The sequence below is a fragment of the Nonomuraea sp. NPDC049784 genome (genome assembly GCF_040659615.1).
Lineage (GTDB): Bacteria > Actinomycetota > Actinomycetes > Streptosporangiales > Streptosporangiaceae > Nonomuraea.
The window spans coordinates 1-3,668 of the sequence record NZ_JBFAMX010000821.1; the positions used below are offsets into that span (position 1 = coordinate 1).

Consider the following 3,668-nt stretch of genomic DNA (forward strand, 5'->3'; position numbering starts at 1 on the left):
ATCCCGCGCCGGCGCTACGCCGAGGCCTCATCTCCGATGACCCCCTGAGGCGGCCTTATGAGGCGCCGAGGACTCCTGAGGCGCCTGGTGCCGTGACGCGGGTGCGGGGGCGTTCCGCAGGGAACGTCTCCGCATCGGTTTCGGGCGTCAAGGCCCTCCCGGTGGTAAATCGCCCGTAAACTCAGCGGGGTGGATACGACGACTGCGGACCCCCTGGTCGGGCGGCTCCTCGATGGACGCTACCGCATCGAGAGCCGGATCGCCCGGGGCGGTATGGCGACCGTCTACCTCGCGCTGGACATCCGGCTGGACCGGACGGTGGCACTGAAGGTCATGCACTCCTCGCTCGCCCAGGACCCGGCGTTCGTCAGGCGGTTCATCGGCGAGGCCAAGTCGGTCGCGAGCCTCTCACATCCCAACGTGGTGCACGTCTTCGACCAGGGCACCGACAACGACGTCGTTTATCTGTCGATGGAGTACGTGCCCGGCAAGACGCTCCGCGACATCCTGCGCGATCGCGGCAGGCTGCCTGCCCGCGAGGCGCTCGAGATCATGATCCCGGTGCTCGCCGCCCTGGGCGCGGCCCACCAGGCCGGGATGGTCCACCGCGACGTGAAGCCGGAAAACGTCCTGATGACCGACGACGGCCGGGTCAAGGTGGTCGACTTCGGCCTGGCCAGGGCCATCGAGGCCACCAACCAGACCCGCACGGGCGTGATGATCGGCACGATCGGCTACATGGCCCCCGAACAGGTCACCACGGGCGCCGCCGACGTGCGCAGTGACGTCTACGCCGCGGGGATCATGCTCTTCGAGCTGGTCACGGGACAGCAGCCGTATGACGGCGAGACGCCGATGTCGGTGGCCTACCGGCACGTCCACGACACCGTGCCCGCGCCGTCGTCGCTGGTCCCCGAGGTGCCGCCGCTGATCGACACGCTGGTGGCGCATGCGACGGCCCGCGAGCCGGACAACCGTCCCGCCGACGCCACCGCGATGCTCGTGGCGGCCGTCGACGCGCACCGGATGCTGCCGCGGATGACCAATCCGCCGATGTCCCACTCCCAGCCGCACGCCCGCACGACCTCCGCCGCCTTCTCCGTGCCGCAGGCCGCACCGGCCCACACCATGGTCCAGCCGCGGGAGGAGATGCCGAAGCGGCGGGGGTTCAAGCCGAACTGGTTCCTGGTGATCCTCGCCGCCGTCATGGTGATCGCGGTGGCGCTGACCGGCTGGTACTTCGCGCAGCCCGAGCTCGTCCACGTGCCCGACCTGGTCGGCAAGAACCTGGAGCTGGCCAAGAAGACCGCCGTCGCGGCCGGCCTCAAGGTGCGCGAGGCCGGCGGCGAGAACGACGAGAAGGTGGCCGACGGCCTGGTGCTCCGCACCGACCCGGCCGCCGACGCCGAAGTGAAGAAGGGCGACACGATCACGCTGGTGCCCTCGCTCGGCCCCAAGCGCATCGTCGTGCCCAACACGGCCGGCATGACCGGCGACGACGCCCGCGCCAAGATAGCCGCCGCCGGGCTGACCGTGGGCGTGGTCAAGCGGCTGGCCAACCAGCAGGTCGAGCGGAACAAGGTGATCCGCACCTCGCCACAGGTGGGCGAGAAGGTGCGGGAGGGCGCCAAGGTCGACATCTACGTCAGCGCCGGGCTGGTCATGCCCGACGTCAGCGGCATGCCCAAGGACGAGGCCGCCGGATATCTGGGCGGGCAGGGCTTCCAGGTGCAGGTCAACGAGGTGGACGACGACGCCGAGCCGTGCACGGTCATCGCCCAGACGCCCAAGGCGAAGTCCGAGGTGGATCCTGGCGCGCAGGCCATGATCACGGTGGCGCGGTGCCAGACGGACTTCTGGGACTGGTTCCGCGGCGACAACCAGGCTCGGGACGACCAGCAGTTCACCCTGGTGCCGGCGGTGATCGGCAAGGACGTCAAGGACGCCAAGGCGGAGCTGGAGGCCCAGGGGTTCAAGGTGCGGGTGCAGCGGCTGGGCAATCGCGGGGTCGTGCAGTACCAGCGGCCCCTGCCGAACAGCGAGCGGCCTCAGGGGAGCACGGTCTACCTCTGGCAGTAGAGGCCCCAGCCCTCCTGGACTGAAGAGCCGGCCCGGCGGTGAGGGCTGGGATCCTCCGGGCGCGATCCCGAAGGACCTCAGCCTCCTCAGGTGCGGGTTGAGGGTGCGGGGACTTGGAGCATGACACGAAAAGTCCTGACCATCGGGGCGGTCAGTTCGGAGTTCTTGCGGATGGACCGGGCACGAAGCGCATGTGTGTACTTCTGACATGCCCGACACGCTGACCGTTTTCAACGCCAGGTCCCCGGACGGTGCCGAGGAGGAGCTGCTCACCTGCTGCGCCTCCCGGACCTTCGCCGCAAAGGTGGCGGCGCTGCGCCCGTACCGGGATCTCGGTGAGCTCACCGCGGCAGCCGACGCGGCCGTCAGGGACCTCGCGTGGGACGACGTGCTGGAGGCGCTCGCGGCGCACCCGCGGATCGGGGAGCGGGCCGCCGCAGGCGGCAGGGAGGCGTCGTGGTCCCGGCAGGAGCAGTCCGGGGTGGAGGACGAGGTACGCCAGGCGCTCGCCGAGGGCAACAAGGTGTACGAGGACCGGTTCGGGCACGTCTACCTGGTCTGCGCCACCGGGCTCACCGGGGCCCAGATGCTGGCCAGGCTGCGCGAGCGGCTGCGCAACGACGAGGCGAGCGAGCGCGCGGTCGTGCGGGGCGAGCTGGCCGCGATCACGCGGCTGCGGCTGGGCAAGCTCATGAAGGAGGGGACATGAGCTTCTCGACGCACGTGCTGAACGCGGTCACCGGGCTCCCCGCGCGAGGCGTCCACGTACGCCTGGAGCATCATGACGGCCAGGTCGTGGCCGAGGGGCGCACCGACGACGACGGCCGCATCAAGGGCTGGAACCCGGGCGCCGGGGTGCACCGGGTCGTCTTCGACACCGGGGCCTACCTGGAGGACACGTTCTACCCCGAGGTCGTCGTCACCTTCACCGTCGCCGACCCCGAACGGCACTACCACGTGCCCCTGCTGCTCAGCCCGTACGCCTACTCCACCTACCGAGGGAGCTAGATGTCCATCAAGCTCGGCCCCAACCGCTACGGCAAGGCGGAGACCAGGCTCGTCCGGGTCGTCAGGGACGGCCCCGTGCACCACGTCAAGGACCTCAACGTCAGCACCTCGCTCTCGGGCGACATGGAGGCGGTACACCTGACCGGCGACAACGCCGCCGTCCTGCCGACCGACACGCAGAAGAACACCGTGTACGCGCTGGCCCGCGAGCACGGCGTCGGTCAGATCGAGGAGTTCGCCCTCCTGCTGGCCCGGCACTTCGTCGAGTCGCAGCCGACGATCCACCACGCCAGGGTCGAGATCGACGAGTACGCGTGGAGCCGCGGCGGGCCGCACTCGTTCGTGCGCGACGGCGGCGAGGTGCGCACCTGCGTCGTGCACCATGACAGGGACGGCCGGTCCACGGTGGTGTCCGGGCTGAAGGACCTGGTGCTGATGAACACGACCGGGTCCGAGTTCCACGGTTACATCGTGGACGAGTACACCACGCTCCCGCCCACCACCGACCGCATCCTCGCCACCGCGGCCGTCGCGGCCAAGGAACTGGGGGCCGACCCGCTGGAGTGGGTGCTCACAGGCGG

Annotated in this window: 4 protein-coding genes; all 4 read left to right on the forward strand. The window is 70.0% G+C overall.

The features are described 5' to 3' along the window. Nucleotides 1-189: 189 nt before the first annotated feature. Nucleotides 190-2,079 (forward strand): Stk1 family PASTA domain-containing Ser/Thr kinase, encoded by a 1,890-nt coding sequence (gene pknB / locus AB0J09_RS59150; RefSeq protein ID WP_360712221.1) that lies wholly within the window; start codon nucleotides 190-192, stop codon nucleotides 2,077-2,079. Nucleotides 2,080-2,287: 208 nt separating this feature from the next. Beyond that, on the forward strand, nucleotides 2,288-2,788 hold the full coding sequence (uraD, locus tag AB0J09_RS59155; RefSeq protein ID WP_360712223.1) for a 2-oxo-4-hydroxy-4-carboxy-5-ureidoimidazoline decarboxylase: 501 nt from the start codon (nucleotides 2,288-2,290) through the stop codon (nucleotides 2,786-2,788). Then, on the forward strand, nucleotides 2,785-3,087 hold the full coding sequence (uraH, locus tag AB0J09_RS59160) for a hydroxyisourate hydrolase (protein WP_360712226.1): 303 nt from the start codon (nucleotides 2,785-2,787) through the stop codon (nucleotides 3,085-3,087). Before uraD ends, uraH begins: the two co-directional genes overlap by 4 nt. Continuing rightward, nucleotides 3,088-3,668 (forward strand): factor-independent urate hydroxylase (gene pucL / locus AB0J09_RS59165; protein WP_360712229.1); only part of this gene is annotated, 581 nt, incomplete at its 3' end.